Genomic DNA, 16,203 nt, shown 5'->3' on the forward strand with positions numbered 1-16,203 from the left:
ATGCTTTAGATGGAAGTGCCGAGCTTATTTCAGCTTCAGGTCGGTGAGGATCTGCGCTACCTTGCGGCTTAATTGCTGCTCGGTGGCGTCATAGTCGGCGGCAGAGGCCAGCGGCTCGTTTACGCTGATATAGAACTTGATCTTGGGCTCCGTGCCCGACGGGCGTGCCGAGATCTTGCTACCATCTTCGGTCAGGTATTGCAGCACGTTCGAGCTTTCCAGGTCCAGTTTGTTCTCCTGGCTGCTGAGCACCAGTTTGCGCGTGCTGAACTTATAGTCGCTGATCTCCACTACCCGGGAGCCGGCAACGGTCTGCGGCGGGTTGCTGCGCATATCGGCCATCATCTGCTGAATTTCTTCCGCGCCGCGCTGTCCTTTTTTAGTGAACGATACCAGCTCCTCTTTGTAGAAGCCATACTTGGTATACATCTCCACCATCATCTCGAACAGGCTCTGGCCATTGTCTTTGGCAACGGCCGCCATCTCCGCAATCAGGGCGCAGGCCGAGATCGCATCTTTGTCGCGCACAAAATCGCCGATCATGTAGCCGTAGCTTTCTTCGCCGCCGCCAATGTATACTTCCTTGCCTTCCAGGGCGCGGATCTTCTCGGCAATGTACTTAAAGCCGGTCAGGGTTTCGTACATGGTTACATTATAGCTATCGGCAATCTTTTTGATCAGATCGGTGGTTACGATGGTTTTCACCACGAACTCTTTGCCAGTCAGTTTGCCCGCTTTTTGCCAGGCCTGTAGCAGGTAATTGATAAGCAGCGCGCCGGTTTGGTTGCCGTTCAGCAGCACAAACTCGCCTTTCAGGTTGCGCACTGCAATACCCACGCGGTCCGAATCCGGGTCAGTGGCCAGTACCAGGTCGGCATCAATTTCTTTGGCTTTGTTCAGGGCCAGCGTCATGGCTTCCTTTTCCTCCGGGTTCGGGTACACCACGGTCGGGAAGTTGCCGTTGGGCACCGCCTGCTCTTCTACCACGTGCACGTTGGTAAAGCCAAAACGTTGCAGCACTTCAGGTACCAGCGTGATGCCGGTGCCGTGCAGCGGCGTGAATACGATCTTCAGGTCGTGCTGGCGTTTAATAGCTTCCTGCGAAATGGACAGGCGCAGCACTTCTTGGATATAAGCCTCGTCCAGTTCCCTGCCAATCATCTGGATGTTAGCGGGGTTGGGCTCAAACTTAACTTCATCCACCGAGTGGATCTTGTTTACTTCGGCAATGATGTTCTTGTCGTGCGGTGCGGTTACCTGCGCGCCATCGTTCCAGTATACTTTATAGCCGTTGTACTCTTTGGGGTTGTGCGAGGCGGTTACCACCACACCGCTTTTGCAGCCCAGGTGGCGGATGGCAAACGAAAGCTCGGGGGTTGGGCGCAGCGCCTCGAAAAGGTATACTTTAATGCCGTTGGCCGAGAAGATATCGGCGGCAATGCGGGCAAACACGTCGGAGTTGTTGCGGCTGTCGTGGGCGATGGCCACGCTGATCGGCTCGTTAGGGAAGTTGTGCTTGAGGTAATTGCAAAGACCTTGGGTAGCCATACCCAAGGTATAACGGTTCATGCGGTTGCTGCCCGCCCCCATAATGCCACGCAGGCCCCCGGTGCCGAACTCCAGGTCGCGGTAAAAAGCATCCGACAGCGCTTCGTTCTCGTTGCGCTCCAGCATGCCGTTAATTTCATCTTTGGTGGCCTGGTCGTAGTTACCGGTAAGCCACGCGTCAATTTTCTGGCGTATAGTTGTTTCGATCATAGTCTTACTGTTGGTGTTGTAATTATAATATTAAATCTGCTACAAGGTTGATCTTCGTCTCAACCCCAACGTCTTTTTTTTATATCATCCTGAAAGGATCTTTTGAGCAAAAAGGAAAGGCTTAACCTCCTTGCTCCCAAGTTTCTTAACAGAATGACAAGAAATTTAAATCTCTAAATTTTAAAGAAAACCTCTTGCTATTGAAAGGGCAGGTTGAAAACAAGCGATACCTCCTATCCTACAAAAAATCACACCAGCGCTTGTTGTACTGACGCACATCCGGAAGCGCTGGTGTGAAATTATACTTCGAAATAAAGCAATCCAAGCCATTTTTACACGGCCTATACTTTGTTCCGGGCTTAAAGGTTTCCGCGCAGCGCCTGCTCGCGCTCGATGGCCTCGAACAGGGCTTTGAAATTACCTTTGCCAAACGAGCGGGCTCCTTTGCGCTGGATGATCTCAAAGAAAACGGTCGGGCGGTCTTCCACCGGCTTGGTGAAGATCTGCAGCAGGTAGCCTTCGTCGTCGCGGTCTACCAGCAGGTTCAGGTCTCTCAAATCCTGCATGTCTTCGTCGATGTGGCCGACGCGCTCCAGTAGATCCTGGTAATAGGTTTCGGGCACGCGCAGGAACTCCACGCCCCGGCGGCGCAGCTCACTTACCGTGTGCAGGATATTATCGGTGGCAACCGCAATGTGCTGTACGCCGGCGCCGCGGTAAAACTCCAGGTACTCATCTATCTGCGATTTCTTTTTGCCGGCTGCCGGTTCATTTATCGGGAATTTGATGTAGCCGTTGCCGTTCGATACCACTTTCGACATCAGGGCGGTATACTCGGTGCTGATATCGTTATCATCGAATGTGAGGAGCAGTTTGAAGCCCATTACATCTTCATAGAACTTCACCCACTCGTTCATGCGGCCCAGCTCCACGTTGCCCACACAGTGGTCTACATACTTGAGGCCCACCGGTTCTGCGGCCACCCCGGACGAACGTGGCTCGTAGCCGGGCATAAACACGCCGTTATAGTTTTTGCGCTCCACAAACGTATGGATGGTGTCGCCATAAGTATGGATAGAAGCCAATTTCACTTCGCCATGCGCATCGGTTAATGTCCGTGGCTCGCTAGCTGGTTTGGCGCCGCGGGCTACCGTACCACGGAACGCTTCTTCGGCGTCATCCACCCAAAGGGCCAGTACTTTTACCCCATCGCCGTGCAGGTGCACATGTTGTGCAATGTCAGAATCCGGGTAAATAGCGGTTGTCAGCACCAGGCGTATTTTTTCCTGCTGCACGACATAAGAAGCGCGGTCGCGCACGCCGGTTTCAGGGCCGGCATAGGCCACCAGTTTAAAGCCGAAAGCGGTCTGGTAAAAGTGCGCCGCCTGCTTGGCATTTCCCACATAAAACTCGATGTGATCGGTGCCGTTGAGGGGCAGAATATCTGTTGCCATAGTATGATTCGGGGTTATAATAGGAATAACGTAAAAATACAGCTTTTCGTGGTAGAATAAAATCTTGGGTGCCGGATAACAAATTATCAAAGCCAATGCTTGCAATTACTACGGCATGTTGGCAACTTTGTAAAAAAACAGACACCACATGAACGCAAAAGACCTGAATAACGCCATTGTTGCCATACTGGAAAAGAAGCAGGAGTTGAACGCATTAGATTACAACGATGCGCGTTATGACGACATGGAGGAGGAGTTGCACGACCTGGAAGACGACTTTAACGAAGAATACGGCGAGTACCTGGAAGACGTGCTGGAAGATGTGCACGGCAAGCTGAAGTCGGATGCCGATATCCTGCTGCCTACCGCTTACCTGGCCAGCTCGCTGGACGGTACCGAGCGCGACGACGATGAGAAAGAAGGCGTATGGGTAGAGTCGGATTCGTTTCCGGGCGTAGAAATGCGTTTGGTGCTGGTTGCTAATCCGCCGCGCATGCTGCTGATCCTGGCTGACCAGGAGCGCGTGCTCTGGACTGCCGAGTAAATTTATACTTACGGGCAGCTGCAGGGTATACATGTATGGTATACTTGTCCTGAAGTTCGTCGCCCTGAAATTAGAAGCAATAAAACGAGGCCTGTTCCGTGAGGAGCAGGCCTCGTTTTATTTTGGTGGAAGGGGAAGTGTCTTAGAACTTTTGCAACACCGGTAAAACGCTTATGCGTTGATAATCAGGTTGTTTTTTGCTCTTTTTGTTTGTAGCAGGCCGGCCTATCATGCTGGGCAGCACTTATAAGCGCCATACTTCAGAGCGCAAACACATAGCTTAACTGCTCCACGCAGTAACCGGTCATAACCTGAAAAGCTCCTAAAGTATACAGCCAGGCGCCATTGCACGTATACAACTCACGTCTATATACAACGTGGACCAATATGAGCAATACCAATACCAGGGCCGTTACCGGAGCAGGATTACTCGTTGCGCTGGGTATTATTTATGGTGATATCGGGACCTCCCCGCTTTACGTGATGAAGGCCATTGTAGGCAACAGGCCAATTAGCCAGGTGCTGGTGTATGGAGGCATTTCATGTGTTTTCTGGACGCTTACGCTGCAGACTACCGTAAAGTATGTCATCTTAACCCTGCAAGCCGACAACAACGGGGAAGGGGGCATTTTCTCGCTGTATACCCTGATCCGGCGGCGGGCTACCTGGCTGGTGATCCCGGCCATGATCGGCGGCGCCGCTTTGCTGGCTGACGGCATCATTACGCCTCCTATTTCGGTGGCTTCTGCTATAGAAGGCTTGCGTATTCTTTATCCCCATCTGCCAACCGTGCCCATCGTGATAGCCATCATTACGGGTATTTTCCTGTTGCAAAGCTTTGGCACCCAGGTGGTGGGTAAAATATTCGGGCCGGTTATGTTGTTGTGGTTCAGTATGCTGGGCATTTTGGGAGCCGCCTCCATCCTGTACCACCCGGCTGTCCTGCATGCTTTAAACCCCATGTTTGCTTACGAGCTGCTGGTAAACTACCCGGGCGGCTTCTGGCTATTAGGGGCTGTATTTCTGTGCACCACCGGAGCCGAAGCCTTGTACTCCGACCTGGGGCATTGCGGCAGGCCCAACATTCGGGTTAGCTGGATATTTGTGAAAACCTGTTTGCTGCTGAATTATTTTGGGCAGGGCGCCTGGCTAATGCAGCAGGAGGGAGAACGCGTGCAAACCAACCCCTTTTATGGGCTGATGCCCGGCTGGTTCCTGCTGATCGGGATCAGCATTGCTACCGTGGCCGCCATCATTGCCAGCCAGGCGCTTATCAGCGGGTCTTTCACCCTGATCAGCGAGGCAACGCGACTGAATCTCTGGCCCAAGGTCAAAATTATGTTCCCTACCAACCTGCAGGGGCAGCTCTTTGTACCAAGTATAAACAGGCTCTTATGGATCGGCTGTGTGGGCATCGTGCTACACTTCCGGGAGTCGGCTAACATGGAAGCGGCATATGGCCTGGCTATTACGCTGGCCATGATCTCAACTACCATTCTGTTAAGTTACTTCCTCTATGCCAGAGTGAAAGTGGCGGGCATTGCGATCATGGTCTTTTGCTTTTATTTGCTGCTGGAAGGCTCGTTTCTCTTTGCCAACCTCGAAAAGTTTCCGCACGGTGGCTGGGTTTCGCTCCTGATGGCTAGCCTTTTGCTCAGTGTGATGTATGTCTGGATCAAAGCCTTCGATATTAAGCGCCGGCTAACCGAAGATGTCCGCTTAAAAAAGTACCTGCCCGCCCTCAAGGAGCTAAGCACAGATAAATCGGTGCCCAAGTATGCCACCCACCTGATCTACATGACAAGTGCGCAGCATCCACGGGAAATAGAAAGCAAGATCATGTATTCTATATTTCAGAAGAGGCCGAAGCGGGCTGATATTTACTGGTTTTTGCATGTCAACACCACCGACAGCCCTTATACCATGGAATACAAGGTCCGGATCATCGAACCTGCCGACGTGGTGCGCATTGATTTTATGCTGGGCTTCCGGGTAGAACAGCGCATTAACCTGTTTTTCCGCAAAGTGGTCGAGGAACTTGTACGCCAGGGCGAAGTAGATATTACCAGCCGCTACGAATCGCTCAGCCGGCATAATGTAATTGGTGATTTCCGGTTTGTCGTGCTCGAGAAATTCCTTTCCTACGAAAATGACCTACCTTTTAAAGAGCAGCGCATCATGGAGATGTATTATTTCATAAAGCAATTCTTACCCTCCGAAACCGAATGGTTCGGGCTGGACACCAGCGATGTGACCGTGGAGAAAGTACCCATCATTATCAGACCTGTCGATCTGCCGGAGCTTAAACGCATCAAGTAGCTTAAAAACAGCCACCCGAGGCTGTGCAAAAGGGCTTTCTGATCATTAGTCCTGGCTTATAGCAAAGTATAGCGAGCTAGTTGTTAAACTCACAAAAATGCCATAACACCCCGGATGGGTCATTCATAAAGAACTCTTTACCCCAATCCTGAAGCTTGATTTCTGTAAACCGTACGCCTTTGTATTGCTGCTGCAAATTTTTTCCCTGCAGTTCTGCCGCGCATTTTGCAATGTCGTCTACTTCCAACGACACCATCGAATTATTTACCCACTCTTCCACATAATAGTCCTGCAAATAAAAGCTTAGCGTTTCAGATACCTTAAACAGGCTCATCTTGTCATTAAGTATAACTTCCTCAAAGGCAAGGGCGCGGTAGAATTCCCGTGATTCCTGGTAATCTTTTGCGCCCACAAACGGGCGAAGTGCTTTTGGCTGGTAGGTCATAGTTTTTTAGTTAGCTGATTTAAATGAGAAAAGTTGAGAGTGCGCTGTGTAAAAGATGTGATATATTATGTTCAGTATAAAACGAGAAGGAGAGTGAAATAAATGGCTTCAAGTCTCCAACTGGGCTAAAAAGAAAAAAGGCCTTCTACAAACTGTAAAAGACCTTTTCGTCGGAGTGGCGGGATTCGAACCCACGACCTCCAGCACCCCATGCTGGCGCGATACCAGGCTACGCTACACCCCGGGTAAGTATAACATCCAAGGAATCAGTTCTTCACAAGGCGTTCATACTTTAAGCGTTCACAAATGTACATATTTCGGAATATTTTACCAATCATTTGAAAATTTTGGTAAGCCCAAAAATCTTATTTTATCTGAATAAATCGAAGATTTCGGGCGAAGCGCAATTGCGGCAGGCAGCAGTTATCCTGGTTTAAAAACCGCCGCATTGGGAGGAATAAAAAGCGCCCTTTTACAAGAGTTGTAAAAGGGCGCTTTGCGTAATAGCCCCGCATACTTGCGGATAGCTTAAAAGCAGCTTTTCAGCAACGGGTTAATTCCATCCACCACCCAAGGCCCGGTAAATAGTAACCCGGGCGCTCATCTGCTGCATTTTGGTTTCGATCAACTCAAACTTCGATTCCAGAGCATCGCGCTGGGTCAGGAGCACCTCCATATAGTCGGCCCTGGCCGAACGGAAAAGGTCGTTTGAGATCGAAATTGATTGGGTAAGTGCCTCCACCTGCCGGGCTTTTAAGTCGTAGCTTTTCGCCAGGTTCTGGTTCCTGGCGAGCTGATTGGCCACCTCGATGTACGCATTCAGCACGGCGCGTTCGTAGTTGTAAACTGCCTGTATCTGCTTTGCGTTGGCGCTGAAGTACGTTGCCTTAATGGCATTCCGGTTGATGAGCGGGGCAGTTAAGTCCCCAGCCAGCGAGTATAGCAACGACTCGGGCGACTTGATCAGGTAAGACGGGTTAAATGCCTGGAAGCCGATGCCTGCCGTGATGCCAATGGACGGATAAAACCGCGCTTTAGCTACTTTTACATCCAGCCTGGCCGCAGCCAGATCCAGTTCAGCCTGTTTGATGTCGGGGCGGTTCTGCAACAGTTGCGCCGGTATGCCGGCCTGCATGCGTTCGGGCACCATGTCGATCAAAGGCTGTGTGCTGCGCTGGATAGGTTGCGGGTAGCGGCCCAGCAGGAAGTTGAGCCTGTTCTCCGTTTCAGTGATCTTTTGCGCGATCTCATACTGCAGGCTCTGCGTGCTGAGCAGCTCCGCCTCAAACTTGCGCACAGCCAGCTCCGTTACCTTGGCAGCCTGCTTCTGCAGCTTTACGGTTTCCAGGGCGTTGGTCTGAATGCCGATGTTCTGCTGCACAATAGCCAGTTGGTTGTCGAGGGCCAGTAATTCATAGTAGGAGTTGGCGATCTCAGACACCAGGTTGGTCACCATAAAGTTTTTCCCCTCTACCGACGACAGGTACCGGGCCACCGCTGCTTTATTTGCATTGTGCAGCTTGTTCCAGATATCCACCTCCCACGTAGCATAGGCGCCCACCAGGAAATCGGGGAGGGGCTCGGGCATTTCTTTATCCCGGTCTATGTTGGTGTTCGCCTCCATGGCGCCAATGTTGGTATACCGGGCCACCTTATCTACGCCGGCTGCCCCGCGCACGCCCACCGCGGGCAGGTACTCACCTTTCGTGGCCCTTACTTCGTTTTTAGCAACCTCGATTTCCTGCAAGGTGATGTTCAGCTCCTGGTTGTGCTGCAGGGCCGTATCGATCAGGGCACTCAGGTAAGGATCAGTAAAATACTGTTTCCACTGCACCTGTGCGGTATTGGTGGTATCCTGCGAGTTGTTGTAACTCGCAGGAACCGGTGTGTTTACTGTTTTCTCAACGACAGCGGGCGTTTTACAAGCCGAGAAAGTTAGCGCAGCAAACGCAACTCCAAGGCTTTGGTATACTAGTTTTTTATACATGATTTTCATTTTCTTCGATCAGGACATTTCTTTGAATGTGAGGAAAACTCTCACTGGCATAGTCGTAATCTTCTGTGAGCGGGGTTTCATGCTCGTCCCTGATCAGGTGACGGCCGTCGGCCATTTTAGCGAATATGTAGTATAAACCCGGGATGATCACGACGCCAAAAATGGTACCGAACAACATCCCGCCCAGGGCAGAAGCGCCAATGGTGCGGTTCCCGATTGCGCCTGCGCCGGTGGCCACGATCAGCGGGGTCAGGCCGGCCACAAACGCAAACGAGGTCATCAGGATCGGGCGGAAGCGCACTTTGGCACCTTCAATGGCGGCTTCCAGTATCGTATAGCCCTGCAGGCGCTTCTGCACGGCAAACTCCACGATCAGTACGGCGTTTTTACCTAACAAGCCCACCAGCATGATCATACCTACCTGCGCATAAATGTTGTTCTCCAGCCCCATCAGCTTCAGCAGCAAAAACGAACCAAAGATCCCGACCGGCAACGAGAGCACCACCGCAAACGGGATGATAAAGCTCTCGTACTGGGCTGCCAGCACGAAGTAGACGAACAACAGTACAACGATGAACACATAAAGCGACTCATTTCCACGGGTGGATTCATCGTAAGAAAGACCTTCCCACGCAATATCATACCCTCTGGGCAGGGTCTTGGCGGCAACTTCCTGTACGGCATGGATGGCATCTGCAGTAGTATAGCCTTTGGCCGGAAGGCCTTGGATCGCGGCGGAGTTGTAGAGGTTAAAGCGGGTAACTTCGTTTGGTCCCTGCGTTTTCTTCAGCTTCATAAAGGCCGAGTAAGGCACCATTTCTCCCTGGTCATTCTTCACATACAGGTTTAAGATATCCGATGGCAGCCTTCTGAATTTAGGGTCGGACTGCACGTATACTTTAAAGAACTGGTTAAACTTGATAAAACCTTGCTCATAGGTGCTGCCGATCAGGATGTTCAGGTTTTCCATGGCCTTGCTGATCGTCACTCCTTTTTGCATGGCCAGATTGTTGTCGATCTCCAGTTCATACTGCGGGTAATTGGCGGCAAAGAAGGTAAACAAACCGGTGAGCTCCTTGCGTTTGGCCAGGTTGGCCATGAACTCTTTGTTGATCTTATCGAACTCATGGTAGTCTGTATCCGAGTTTTTATCCAGCAAACGCATCGAGAAACCACCCGAAGAACCGAAGCCCGGAATGGCCGGCGGCTCAAAGAACTCGACCACGGCACCCAGCCCTTTTGATTTCTCTTCCAGCTCTTCCATGATCTCTTTCACGGTATGCTTGCGGTCAGACCAGCTTTTCAGGTTGATCAGACAGGTACCGGCATTCGATCCGCGCCCTTCGGTCATGATCTCGTAACCGGCCAGCGACGACACCGATTCCACACCTTCAATTTTCTGGCAGATCTGCTGCAGCTTCTGCGATACCTGGTTGGTGGTTTCCAGCGTTGAGCCCGGAGGCGTTTGCACAATGGCGTAAATCGTACCCTGGTCTTCGTTCGGAATAAAGCCTGCCGGCAAAATTTTGTTCTCAAAGAAGATACCGACACCAAAGGCCAGCAGGATGCCCCACGTAAGTGTTCTTCTGCTTACAATTGCGCGTAGCAACCAAACATATCGGCCGGTCAGTTTTTCGAACCCGTTGTTAAAACCATCCAGCGCTTTTGTTAATGGGTTTTTCTTCTTCGGCTTCCCATGGTTATTCTTCAACAGCATGGCGCACAGCACCGGGGTCAGCGTCAGGGCGATCACAGCCGAAATCACGATAGAGCTGGCCATGGTAATAGAGAACTGGCGGTAGAAAATACCCACCGGTCCAGACATAAATAAAAGCGGGATGAATACCGCCGTCATTACCAGCGTGATAGCGATAATGGCGCCCCCGATCTCACGCAGTACTTCAATCGTTGCCCGGTAAGGGGAGAGGTTTGTTTCCTCCATCTTGGCGTGCACCGCCTCCACCACCACAATGGCATTATCCACCACAATACCAATGGCCAGTACCAGCGCGAACAAGGTGATCAGGTTAATGGAAAGCCCAAAGAGCTGGATCACAAAGAAGGCCCCTACCAGCGACACCGGCACCGCCAGGATCGGGATCAGGGTAGAACGCCAGTCGCCCAGGAAAATGAAAACCACCAGCGCTACAAGTATAAACGCGTCTCTTAACGTATGGAGCACCTGCTCGATGGAGGCATCCAGGAACTGCGACACGTCGTAACTGATCTTGTAGTCCACACCTGGCGGGAAAGATTGTTTCATGATATCCAGCCGGGCTTTCACGTCTGCAATCACATCACTGGCATTACTGCCGTAGTTCTGCTTTAACACAATGGCGGCAGAGGGCTGGCCATTCAGGTTCGAGTAAATGTCGAAAAATTCACTGCCCAGCTCTACGGTGGCAATGTCTTTGAGGCGGATGCTTTCCCCTTCGGCATTGGCCCGGATAATGATGCCTTCGTACTCGACCGGCTTGTTGTAGCGGCCTTTATAAGTGAGCACGTATTCCAGCGACTGGGCGGCTATACCCGAGCTTTGACCCAGGCGGCCCGGGCGGCCGATGATACTTTGTTCTGCCAGGGCATCCATCACGTCTTCTACCGAGATATTATAGGCCCGCATCCGGTCCGGGTTCAGCCACACACGCATGGCATACCGGCGGCTACCCAATATCTGGGCCCGGGCTACGCCTTTGATCCGTTGAATTTCCGGGATCATTTTCACGGTGGCGTAGTTGAAGAGGAACTTCTCGTCGATGCTCTTTTCCTTGGAATAGAGGTTGACATACATGAGCATACTTGGCTGAACAGGGGTGATTACCACGCCTTCGCGTTGCACCAGTTCGGGCAGCAGCGGCATGACCTGGTCCACCCGCGTTTTCACCCGCACCACCGCATCATTAGGGTCGGTGCCCGGTTCAAAAATAATCCGGAGGGTTGCCTCACCGGCACTGGTGGCATCCGTTGCAATGTAGCGCATCCCTTCTACGCCATTAATGGCCTGCTCCAGCGTAATAAGGGTGGAGTTAACCAGTACATCGGCACTGGCGCCCGGGTAGGCAATAAAAATGTTTACCGTGGTGGGCGCAATGTCGGGGAATTGGGAAATAGGCAGCTTTTTGATTGCCAGGCCACCTATAAAAACGATCACGACCGATATGACAATGGCAAATACGGGTCGGTGTATAAACTTACTAAACATGTCTTCTGCTTTTTGGGAATCTTGGATTACTCCGCATATAATTCCAGGTGAGAAATAACTTGACCGGGCGAGACAAAATTGGCGTGTATCTTTTCGTTTTCATGTACCAGCCGCAGGCCTTCCAGCAGGATCCTGTCATGCTCGGCCAGGCCACTTTGCACCGCGTAAAGGTGCGGCATTTCCGCGCCTACCGTGATCTCTCTGGACCGGAGCACGTTGTTTTTATCCAGCACATACACATACTTCTTTTCAAGTACTTCGAAGGTGGCTTTCTGGGGAATGAGCAGGGCATTTTTCAGCGGAATACCCATGCGGATATTGCCTGTTTCGCCGTGCCGTAACAGCCCGTCGGGGTTGGGGAAGGTGGCCCGGAAAGGAATGTTGCCGGTTTCGTTGTTGAAATTGGCTTCAATGGTTTCCACCACGCCCGCATACTTAAACAGCTTGTTGTTAGCCATTAGCAGGTTCACTTTCCGGGCGCTGTCGGCCTGTGTTATACTTGTCTCGTAATCCAGGTACTCGGCCTCCGGCACGTTATAGTATACCCACATTTTGCTGTTGTCCGAAAGCTCGGTTAGGAGTTCGCCCTCGTCTACGAGGCTGCCGGGCCGTACATGAAAACGGTCGATGATGCCATCGAACGGGGCCCGGATCTCGGTGAATTGCAGGTGCACCTTTGCCAGGGCTAACTCTGCTTTGGCTTTGTCGAGCTTAGCCTTGGCCATGGCCACCTCGCTTGGTGCCACCACATTTTTGCTCGAAAGGGAAGCGGTGTTCTGGTATTCTATCTGGGCAAAACTGACCTCCGCCTGTGCTTTTTGCAGTTCGGCCTGGTATAAATTGGGCATGATCTGGAACAGGAGCTGTCCTTTGCGCACGTGCTGCCCTTCGTCTACAAAAATTTTCTGCAGGTAGCCTTTTTCCTGGGCCCGCAGTTCAATGTGGTTGATGGAATGGATCTGGCACACATAGTCATCTGTGATGGTTGTATCCATCTTCATGGGGTTGGTAACCGAAAACTGCGTTTCTGCGGGTTTTTCTTCTTCTCCTTTGGTTGATGTACAGCTGGTATGGCACAGGAAGGCACACGAGCCCATTAGCATCAGAATTCTCTTCATGATCACTTTGGCTTTTTAAAGTATAACTATTGGTTGATGATTATTTTGAAAGGGGGATAAAATACAACAGGAATGCGCAACCGCTTTAGCGCTGGGCTACCGGTTGATGGGCATTTACAAATAAGAGGGGAGGAGCAGGCACGAAGGATTGCCTGCCGGAATTATACTATAGCCGGAATACCTGGATATTGATATGCCACCTATAGGCGGTAAGATGCGGTAAATGCTGGCCCGAAAGAGAGCATTTTGTTACATAACGGAATAAAAAGCCTACAGTAAAGGCATACAAAACAGCCGCAACGAAATTGCCGCTCTCTAAAAGCTTTTTGAAAAAGCCATACTCATCTGTTTCGTCCTTGTTTTCAGCTACCAATAATTTTTTGCGGCTTTCTTTCCTGGAACCGGGTGCGTGCGATTGGTTGAAAAAATAATGGGCAGCCGGCAGAGAGCTTTCGCTGGCAAGTGCAACGCTATGCCCGTTTGTTAAGGGAGAAGTATAAGTGCCGGAGTTATGAGTTTGAGCAGACGCATGACCATACCCGCTCAACATGAGCATACATAGCGTGAGGAGGTATGTTAGGAGTGTCTTCATCAATCAGAGCGCAATACTACATCAGGATGCTTTTACAGGCAAGTTTAAATATCAAATATTAATTAAATTAATTATTGCAGGCCGGCTGTATACCGCAGCATCGTGCGCCTTGCCACAGAATTTGATCAGCGAACGGGTGGCTGCAAACCCCGACTTTCTTTCAGCAGCTTACCTGGGGCAGTTAAATATTTTTTATATCTGCTGGCAGCAGTAAAGGAAACATGCTGTACTATTGCAGCATGGAACTTACGATTATAACAGAACATGGAGCCCTGGCTTAGTTATGCGTTAATAGCCATGCTCATGGGCGGCGTCGCGATGGTGTTTGCAAAGTTGGGAATGGGTGGCGCAGACGAGCATGTGGCCCTGGTGATACGGACGGGTGTGTTGTTTGCTATGGTGGTGGTCAATGCCTGGTATGCGGGCGGGCTAAAAGGCCTGAAAGCGATCGATAACAAAACCCTGATGTGGTTTATACTTGCCGGCGCCTGCACGGCCGTGTACTGGATCTTATACTTTAAAGCCCTGAAAACAGCGGATGTCTCTATCGTTGCCACCATCGACCGGGCCGGCATTATCATAACCGTATTGCTCTCTTATTTTCTGCTGAAAGAACCGCTTACCCCCCGGCTGCTGCTCGGCATGGGAACCATACTTGCCGGCACCCTGATCCTGATCTGGAAGTGAACGGAAGTATAAAAGTTACTGCCTAGCTACCTGTTGATGCGCCCGCTGTTGTCAGGAACTTCCCCGTGCCCGGAAAGCAACCAATAGCGACGCTTCCGGGCAGCAACCACGCCGCTGCATGTACCGCTAAAACTGCCATATAGCCATATTATGGGATTTGTTATATACGGCAGGCAGTTTATACTATGCCTTATAAGTTGCGGGCCTTGGCCGTGGAATTTTAGTACGTTATCTAAAAAATCTGCAAATAATTAGCTAGATTTTCAATCTAAAAAAATATTTACGTATAAAAAGTAACCCAGGCAACCAGCAAGCCCGCTGGTTCGTGATGGGTATGATGCTGATTATCCGCGGCTTACCACTATGCCCTTCCAGGTATCCGCCCCACACCTCTCATAGCAGCCGGCGATCACCTTACCCGGCCCCTGCTTCTGGCCCTTCCTTAACGTCTTGTAGGCGTTCCGCAGCTATAGTGCACTAAACTTTCATTATTTCACTAAAATCCTTTTCTATGAAAACAAAGAAAACTTTGCAACACATTTTGCTTTTAAGCCTGGGCTTGCTTCTGTTGGCCTGCGACAGAGACGATGACAATTTTCCGATCGGTAACAGCGACTCCATAAAACTGAAAGAAGTAGCATCCGGGCTCACTTCGCCGGTATTTCTGACCCAGGCACCCGGTGACAACGAGCGCCTTTTTGTGGTAGACCAGATTGGGGTGATCCGGGTCATCAAAAACGGGGAGTTGCAGGAAACGCCATTCCTGGATCTGCGGAACAAACTGGTGCAGATACAGCCCGGCTATGATGAAAGGGGCACGCTGGGATTAGCCTTTCACCCTGATTATGCGCAGAATGGCCGCTTTTATGTGTATTACAGTGGCCCGTTGCGCGGACCCGCTCCCAACGGATTCGACCACACCAACTATGTTTCGGAGTTTAATGTAACACCGGGCAACATGGATGTGGCCGATGCCTCTTCGGAAAAGATCCTGCTGATCGACGATCACCCGCAGCTGAATCATAACGCCGGTACCCTCATGTTCGGCCCCGACCGCTACCTGTACGTTTCGATAGGCGATGGCGGCGGCGCAGACGACAAGGACCTGGGCCACGTAGAGGATTGGTATAAAAAGAATGAAGGTGGCAACGGCCAGGATATAGAAAAGAACCTGCAGGGCAATATTCTGCGGCTGGACGTTGACAACGGCTCACCGTACGGCATTCCTAGCGATAACCCCTTTGTGGACAAGGATGGACTTGATGAGATCTATGCCTTTGGCTTCCGGAATCCGTATCGTTTCTCTTTTGACAAGCTGACCGGTATGCTGGTGGCCGCTGACGCCGGACAAGAGCTTTACGAGGAAGTGGACGTGGTGGTAAAAGGCGGCAACTATGGCTGGAACGTGAAAGAGGGACGCCATTGCTTTAACGCAGCCGATCCGCTGCACCCACTCAGCGACTGCCCCGATACCGATGCCTGGGGCAACATCCTGATCGATCCGGTCATTGAGTTCGGCAACAGCGAACATGTGCCCGGCGGGCTGGGCGTGGTGGTAATCGGCGGCTATGTATACAGGGGCGTGAGCAACGTGATCGGCCTGGGCGGTGATTATCTGTTCGGCGTTTGGTCGCAGGGCGACGAAGAAAAGAGCGGCGCGATCTTCGCTTCGCATGCTTCGGCAAACTCCTCGAACTGGAGCCGTCGCAAGCTTTCTATCAGCAATACCTCCGATCATGAGTTAGGGCACTACCTGCTTGGCTTTGGCCAGGACAACGCCGGCGAGCTATACGTGCTCACCACCGACAACCTGGGCCCAAGCGGAAACACCGGCAAAGTATACAGAATCGAGTAAGTGATACATCCACGGCAGCGGGCATAATTTGCCCGTTGCCTCTTTCTTTTTGCAGATGCTATTTCACTTAAAACAGTGGCTTCCGTCCGCTGATGTATGGCCCCTCCCGTGCAGCTACCCTGGCGGCTGATTGTCGGTTCATTCTTACTATGGTGCTGATCTGATTCGTGCATTCAAAACAAAAGGGCGCTACTATGTCTTGCTCCCTCCCGTTTCACAGTAACTCAAAACAA

At 51.3% G+C, this 16,203-nt stretch carries 11 protein-coding genes and 1 tRNA gene; 5 read left to right on the top strand and 7 right to left on the bottom strand.

Going from position 1 to position 16,203, the window contains the following annotated elements; genetic code table 11:
• Window positions 1–24 precede the first annotated feature (24 nt).
• Both LWL52_RS03910 and hppD read right to left on the bottom strand, forming a co-directional pair.
• Window positions 25–1,758 carry a phospho-sugar mutase gene (locus tag LWL52_RS03910; protein ID WP_242917123.1) on the bottom strand — a complete coding sequence of 578 codons (1,734 nt, stop codon included), beginning with the start codon at window positions 1,756–1,758 and terminating at the stop codon, window positions 25–27.
• A gap of 359 nt (window positions 1,759–2,117) precedes the next feature.
• Window positions 2,118–3,212 (bottom strand): 4-hydroxyphenylpyruvate dioxygenase, encoded by a 1,095-nt coding sequence (hppD, locus tag LWL52_RS03915; protein WP_242917125.1) that lies wholly within the window; start codon window positions 3,210–3,212, stop codon window positions 2,118–2,120.
• A 148-nt stretch (window positions 3,213–3,360) separates the two neighbouring features.
• Between hppD and LWL52_RS03920 the strand changes: the two genes are divergently transcribed.
• Window positions 3,361–3,756, top strand: coding sequence for a hypothetical protein (locus LWL52_RS03920; RefSeq protein WP_242917127.1), 396 nt, complete (start codon window positions 3,361–3,363; stop codon window positions 3,754–3,756).
• A gap of 387 nt (window positions 3,757–4,143) precedes the next feature.
• A complete protein-coding gene (locus LWL52_RS03925; RefSeq protein WP_242917130.1) occupies window positions 4,144–6,075 on the top strand; it encodes a KUP/HAK/KT family potassium transporter in 1,932 nt (643 codons plus the stop codon).
• 76 nt (window positions 6,076–6,151) lie between these two features.
• On the opposite strand, the gene LWL52_RS03930 is transcribed toward LWL52_RS03925, so the two are convergent.
• The 5 genes from LWL52_RS03930 to LWL52_RS03950 all read right to left on the bottom strand — a co-directional run bounded on the left by LWL52_RS03930 (window position 6,152) and on the right by LWL52_RS03950 (window position 12,836).
• Complete coding sequence (locus LWL52_RS03930) at window positions 6,152–6,520, bottom strand: VOC family protein (RefSeq protein ID WP_242917132.1); 369 nt, start codon at window positions 6,518–6,520, stop codon at window positions 6,152–6,154.
• Between the two features lie 170 nt (window positions 6,521–6,690).
• Window positions 6,691–6,764: transfer RNA gene (locus LWL52_RS03935), tRNA-Pro, on the bottom strand.
• 309 nt (window positions 6,765–7,073) lie between these two features.
• The gene (locus LWL52_RS03940) at window positions 7,074–8,507 is read right to left on the bottom strand and encodes a TolC family protein (protein ID WP_242917134.1); all 1,434 of its coding nucleotides are present in this window, start codon (window positions 8,505–8,507) and stop codon (window positions 7,074–7,076) included.
• Complete coding sequence (locus LWL52_RS03945) at window positions 8,500–11,718, bottom strand: efflux RND transporter permease subunit (RefSeq protein ID WP_242917136.1); 3,219 nt, start codon at window positions 11,716–11,718, stop codon at window positions 8,500–8,502. The genes LWL52_RS03940 and LWL52_RS03945 overlap by 8 nt, the downstream gene beginning before the upstream one ends.
• A 26-nt stretch (window positions 11,719–11,744) precedes the next feature.
• Window positions 11,745–12,836: an efflux RND transporter periplasmic adaptor subunit gene (locus LWL52_RS03950; protein ID WP_242917138.1), complete on the bottom strand. Its 1,092-nt coding sequence runs from the start codon at window positions 12,834–12,836 to the stop codon at window positions 11,745–11,747.
• 548 nt (window positions 12,837–13,384) lie between these two features.
• On the opposite strand from LWL52_RS03950, the gene LWL52_RS03955 reads away from it, so the two are divergent.
• From LWL52_RS03955 to LWL52_RS03965, 3 genes are all read left to right on the top strand, one after another.
• Window positions 13,385–13,642, top strand: a complete 258-nt coding sequence (locus LWL52_RS03955) for a hypothetical protein (protein WP_242917141.1) — start codon at window positions 13,385–13,387, stop codon at window positions 13,640–13,642.
• Window positions 13,643–13,692: 50 nt separating this feature from the next.
• Complete coding sequence (locus LWL52_RS03960; protein ID WP_242917143.1) at window positions 13,693–14,115, top strand: EamA family transporter; 423 nt, start codon at window positions 13,693–13,695, stop codon at window positions 14,113–14,115.
• Window positions 14,116–14,626: 511 nt separating this feature from the next.
• Window positions 14,627–15,970, top strand: a complete 1,344-nt coding sequence (locus LWL52_RS03965) for a PQQ-dependent sugar dehydrogenase (protein WP_242917145.1) — start codon at window positions 14,627–14,629, stop codon at window positions 15,968–15,970.
• Window positions 15,971–16,203: the final 233 nt, after the last annotated feature.

The sequence above is a fragment of the Pontibacter liquoris genome (genome assembly GCF_022758235.1).
Lineage (GTDB): Bacteria > Bacteroidota > Bacteroidia > Cytophagales > Hymenobacteraceae > Pontibacter > Pontibacter liquoris.

What these genes read in the sequence shown, in the direction of transcription:
- LWL52_RS03925 (WP_242917130.1), top strand. Translation starts at nt 4,144, where the DNA reads ATGAGCAATACCAATACCAGGGCCGTTACCGGAGCAGGATTACTCGTT.
- LWL52_RS03955 (WP_242917141.1), top strand. Translation starts at nt 13,385, where the DNA reads ATGAGCATACATAGCGTGAGGAGGTATGTTAGGAGTGTCTTCATCAAT.
- hppD (WP_242917125.1), bottom strand. Translation starts at nt 3,212, where the DNA reads ATGGCAACAGATATTCTGCCCCTCAACGGCACCGATCACATCGAGTTT.
- LWL52_RS03930 (WP_242917132.1), bottom strand. Translation starts at nt 6,520, where the DNA reads ATGACCTACCAGCCAAAAGCACTTCGCCCGTTTGTGGGCGCAAAAGAT.
- LWL52_RS03920 (WP_242917127.1), top strand. Translation starts at nt 3,361, where the DNA reads ATGAACGCAAAAGACCTGAATAACGCCATTGTTGCCATACTGGAAAAG.
- LWL52_RS03960 (WP_242917143.1), top strand. Translation starts at nt 13,693, where the DNA reads ATGGAGCCCTGGCTTAGTTATGCGTTAATAGCCATGCTCATGGGCGGC.
- LWL52_RS03965 (WP_242917145.1), top strand. Translation starts at nt 14,627, where the DNA reads ATGAAAACAAAGAAAACTTTGCAACACATTTTGCTTTTAAGCCTGGGC.
- LWL52_RS03940 (WP_242917134.1), bottom strand. Translation starts at nt 8,507, where the DNA reads ATGTATAAAAAACTAGTATACCAAAGCCTTGGAGTTGCGTTTGCTGCG.
- LWL52_RS03950 (WP_242917138.1), bottom strand. Translation starts at nt 12,836, where the DNA reads ATGAAGAGAATTCTGATGCTAATGGGCTCGTGTGCCTTCCTGTGCCAT.
- LWL52_RS03910 (WP_242917123.1), bottom strand. Translation starts at nt 1,758, where the DNA reads ATGATCGAAACAACTATACGCCAGAAAATTGACGCGTGGCTTACCGGT.
- LWL52_RS03945 (WP_242917136.1), bottom strand. Translation starts at nt 11,718, where the DNA reads ATGTTTAGTAAGTTTATACACCGACCCGTATTTGCCATTGTCATATCG.